Here is a 3,233-nt window from a genome sequence, read left to right as displayed (position 1 = left end):
ATTTTGTCTAACCCACGCATCATGACTGGCGACCAAGTTAAAGCCACAATTGAGCAAGGAACCGAGCTTCCATATCAAGTGAGTTCTCAAAGTGGGAGCAAATTGCAGTTTCGTAAGGCGAACTTACGCCTAGAGGTCTTGCCGAAAATTCATCCAGACGGAAAGATCTCCATGCTGGTCGGTATTAATAAGGACACTATTGGCATGAAAACCGAGCAGGGTTATGCCATTGACACTAAAAACCTCAGTTCTGAGGTCACGGTTGAAAATGGGGGCACGGCCATCATTGGGGGCATCTTTCAAACCACCGAACGTGATGACGAGGTCAAGGTTCCACTTCTCGGAGATATTCCTTTGATTGGGCATTTATTTCGCCATAAATCTAAATTGGCAGATAAAACCGAACTATTAGTCTTCTTAACCCCCACTGTGCTCGACAAACACTAATAAAATCGAGGGGTGAACTCTTCATCAAACAATATCTTCCTAATTGGCCTTATGGGCGCCGGGAAGTCGACTGTTGGTAAATTGCTGGCCAAGAAATTGGGTCGCCGCTTTTTAGATGCTGACCATGTGATTGAAGATCGTTGTGGAGTCAAAATTCCCGTCATTTTTGAAATGGAAGGTGAAGATGGCTTTCGCAAACGCGAGGCTCAGGCCATTAAAGACATTACAGCTGAACATGATGTCATCTTGGCAACTGGCGGTGGTGCCGTCCTACTACCAGAGAATCGTCAATTCCTCAGTGAAAGAGGAACAGTCATTTATTTGCACGCTAATCCAATGGAGCTATGGCATCGGACTAAAGGTGGCGAAGGTAGGCCACTTCTTAAAAATGGTGATGCAAAAAAGATTTTAGAAAACCTATACGCTATTCGTGATCCCCTGTATCGCGAAATCGCTGACTATGTCATTGAAACTGGAAAGCCCAGTGTCAATCAACTAGTCAACACTCTTATCATGCAACTCGAACTCTCCGCATAAATTTATCCATGAAAACATTAGAAGTTGATCTAGGCAATCGTAGCTACCCCATTCATATTGGTACAGATTTAATTGATCAGCCAGAATTATTTAGCGCCTGTGAAAAAGCGACATCGATTTATATCGTTACCAATACTACGGTAGCCCCTTTATATGCAGAGCGTCTAACCAAGACCTTAGAGAAACTCGGCAAGTCAGTCAGGACCATTGTCTTGCCTGATGGAGAGTCTTATAAGGACTGGAAAAATCTTCAGTTAATTTTTGATGACCTTCTGAAGTTTGGCGCTGATCGTCAAACCATGTTGGTTGCTTTAGGTGGCGGCGTCATTGGTGATATGACTGGCTTTGCTGCTGCTAGCTTTATGCGCGGTATCCGCTTCATTCAAGTGCCAACAACCTTACTAGCTCAGGTCGACTCCTCTGTCGGCGGCAAGACAGGCATTAACCATCCACTTGGGAAAAATATGATTGGGGCGTTTCACCAGCCTGCAGCAGTCATTGCCGACCTCAATACATTGAAGACATTACCTGCCCGCGAGCTATCTGCGGGCCTAGCTGAAGTAGTCAAGCATGGCGCTATTGCGGATGCGGAGTTCTTAAGCTGGATTGAATCAAATGCAAAATCTTTATTGGCATGTGATACCGCGGCAATGGCACATGCAGTGTTACGTTCTTGTGAAATTAAATCCGCGGTTGTTTCAGCGGATGAGAGAGAAGGTGGCATTCGCGCTACTCTCAATTTTGGACACACCTTTGGTCATGCGATTGAGGCCGGCATGGGTTATGGCGAGTGGTTACATGGTGAAGCCGTTGGCTGTGGCATGGTCATGGGAGCGGACCTCTCACGACGCCTGAACTTCATCACTCAAGATGAGGTCAATCGCCTTACTCGCATTATTCAGTCTATGAATCTACCGATTGCGCCTCCGAAGTTTGGTGCGCAACGTTATATGGAATTAATGCAAGTAGATAAAAAGACTGAGGGCGGTCAGATTCGATACGTTGTCTTAGAAAAGATTGGCAAAGCTCAAATTAAGAGCGTTCCCGATACTCAAGTTATCGAGACACTCACAGCAACTGGGGCGGTTTAATTTCCCGGGCTATCGCCGCTTATTTCCGGAGAAGTCCAATAGTGATCGCCTGACCAGCTTGAGCGCTAGCAAACTCTGATAAGTCACTCAATAGCTCGCGCCCAGTTTTGGTATCCAACCACCGCGGTGAAGCCACAGAACCAGCCCAGCGATAGTGATAACCGCCAGATTTAGCCGCTACCCAAATTTCATGTAGAGGGGGTTGGGTATTAACCACAATCACACTGCGATCCCTAAATCGAATATTGATGACATTTCCGCCTTGGCGCTCAACATCGAGATCGAGGTCCAATTCATCATCTGCGGCCTCTAAAGCCGCTTCAATTGACTGCAACAAATTACTGCCCAACTGATGGAACTGCTTATCGTCAATGGTTTCTACAGTCAAATTACCCGGCTTCATATTAGAGTCCTGCATGCTATATTCAATCATTCGTTTTAGAGACATTCATGATAGCGATTCTTAAAAGAACTCTCGGCATTAGCCTTCTAATATCCCTTGTTGGATGTGGGGTTAGAGGGCCTTTATATTTGCCAAATGTGCCACCGGCACCTAGCCCTCCCTCTGAACCAGAGCCCAAAGGTAAGCTCTATCCACCCCAAAGCCCTGCTGCCACTAACACATCATCGGCCAAGCAATGACAAGTAAAGCGATTCCACTCCCCGACTTAGCTGGATTTACAGAACGCAGTGGCACTTGGTATGCAGAAGAAATTCCTTTGTCAGATTTGGCAAAAGAGTTCGGCACACCCCTGTATATCTATAGCAAGAAGGCCTTAACTCAAGCGTATCAAGCCTATGACAAAGCGTGCCTAGATTCCTCTGGCAAAAGACGTGCCCGTGTCCACTATGCAATGAAGGCTAATAGCAATCTTGCAGTGATTGATTGCTTTAAAAAATTAGGCTCTGGATTTGACCTAGTGAGTGGCGGTGAGTTAGCTCGTGCCCTTGCAGTAGGCGCAGATCCAAAGAGTTTGGTATTTGCAGGTGTTGGCAAATCTGCCTCCGAAATTGCACAGGCATTAGAGGCTGGTGTTAAATGCATCAATGTGGAATCGATTGCAGAGCTCCACCAAATTAATCGTGTTGCGACTAAGCTGAATTGCCGCGCCCCAATTTCTTTACGCGTAAATCCCGATGTGGATGCTCAAACTCATC

General features: G+C 46.2%; 4 protein-coding genes and 2 pseudogenes. 5 read left to right on the top strand and 1 reads right to left on the bottom strand.

Annotated features, from left to right (window positions below; genetic code table 11):
* The 3 genes and pseudogenes from B7X71_RS14145 to aroB form a co-directional block, all read left to right on the top strand.
* Positions 1-447 (top strand): annotated as a pseudogene (locus tag B7X71_RS14145) (type II and III secretion system protein); the annotation flags it as partial.
* A gap of 51 nt (positions 448-498) precedes the next feature.
* Positions 499-984 carry a shikimate kinase gene (locus tag B7X71_RS14140; protein ID WP_215387824.1) on the top strand — a complete coding sequence of 162 codons (486 nt, stop codon included), beginning with the start codon at positions 499-501 and terminating at the stop codon, positions 982-984.
* An 8-nt stretch (positions 985-992) separates the two neighbouring features.
* Positions 993-2,075 carry a 3-dehydroquinate synthase gene (gene aroB, locus B7X71_RS14135; RefSeq protein WP_293601074.1) on the top strand — a complete coding sequence of 361 codons (1,083 nt, stop codon included), beginning with the start codon at positions 993-995 and terminating at the stop codon, positions 2,073-2,075.
* Positions 2,076-2,094: 19 nt separating this feature from the next.
* Here the strand turns inward: aroB and cyaY are convergent, their stop codons facing one another.
* Positions 2,095-2,478 (bottom strand): iron donor protein CyaY, encoded by a 384-nt coding sequence (gene cyaY, locus B7X71_RS14130; protein WP_215303690.1) that lies wholly within the window; start codon positions 2,476-2,478, stop codon positions 2,095-2,097.
* Between the two features lie 47 nt (positions 2,479-2,525).
* On the opposite strand from cyaY, the gene B7X71_RS17945 reads away from it, so the two are divergent.
* A complete protein-coding gene (locus B7X71_RS17945; RefSeq protein ID WP_363927107.1) occupies positions 2,526-2,717 on the top strand; it encodes a lipoprotein in 192 nt (63 codons plus the stop codon).
* Positions 2,714-3,233: pseudogene (locus B7X71_RS14125) on the top strand (diaminopimelate decarboxylase); the annotation flags it as partial. The gene B7X71_RS17945 and the pseudogene B7X71_RS14125, both read left to right, overlap by 4 nt.

The organism is Polynucleobacter sp. 39-46-10, assembly GCF_002282275.1.
Note: the sequence above shows the minus strand (reverse complement) of the source record. Positions and strands in the feature narration are given on the sequence as shown.